This window comes from Liquorilactobacillus sicerae, assembly GCF_029916425.1.
In the GTDB taxonomy this organism is placed as follows: domain Bacteria; phylum Bacillota; class Bacilli; order Lactobacillales; family Lactobacillaceae; genus Liquorilactobacillus; species Liquorilactobacillus sicerae.
This window is the reverse complement of the sequence record NZ_JAHAVQ010000185.1, coordinates 1-472: the sequence shown is the minus strand read 5'-3', so window position 1 is coordinate 472 and position 472 is coordinate 1. Positions and strand designations below refer to the sequence as shown.

1 protein-coding gene is annotated in these 472 nt (G+C 39.0%); it reads right to left on the bottom strand.

Features of this window, described 5'->3' with window-relative positions; translation table 11 throughout:
* Positions 1–23: 23 nt before the first annotated feature.
* A partial coding sequence (locus KH893_RS11910) for a PfkB family carbohydrate kinase (RefSeq protein WP_281166292.1) occupies positions 24–472 on the bottom strand: 449 nt, incomplete at its 5' end.

Here is a 472-nt window from a genome sequence, read left to right as displayed (position 1 = left end):
ATCAATTGCAACTTGTAATTTCATTAATTTTCACTAACTCCTTCCTTTTCATAAAAATCTGTCAACTTTTCGGCTGTTGGATAACCATCATTATCTCCCGGTGTTTGAACTTGCAAAGCACCAACGGCATTACCGCGCATAACAGCTGATTTTTGCGATTTGCCCTCTAAAGTAGCCGTAATGTAGCCGAGAGCAAAACCATCTCCGGCTCCAACGGTATCAACAACATTCTTAACCTTAAATCCATTTACATAATAACCCGCCTGTCCTTCGTTTTTGACATAAGCGCCTTGGGGCCCAACTTTAACAATTACGGTTTTTGTTTTATCGGATTGCAAATAATAATCGGCGATTGTTTCAGGGTCGCTGGAACCCATTAAGATTTTTCCTTCATTAGTTCCAGGCAAAACAACATCGGCAAAAGCAGCCAATTCATTGATTGTTTTAATCATTATTTTTTCATTTGGCCAAA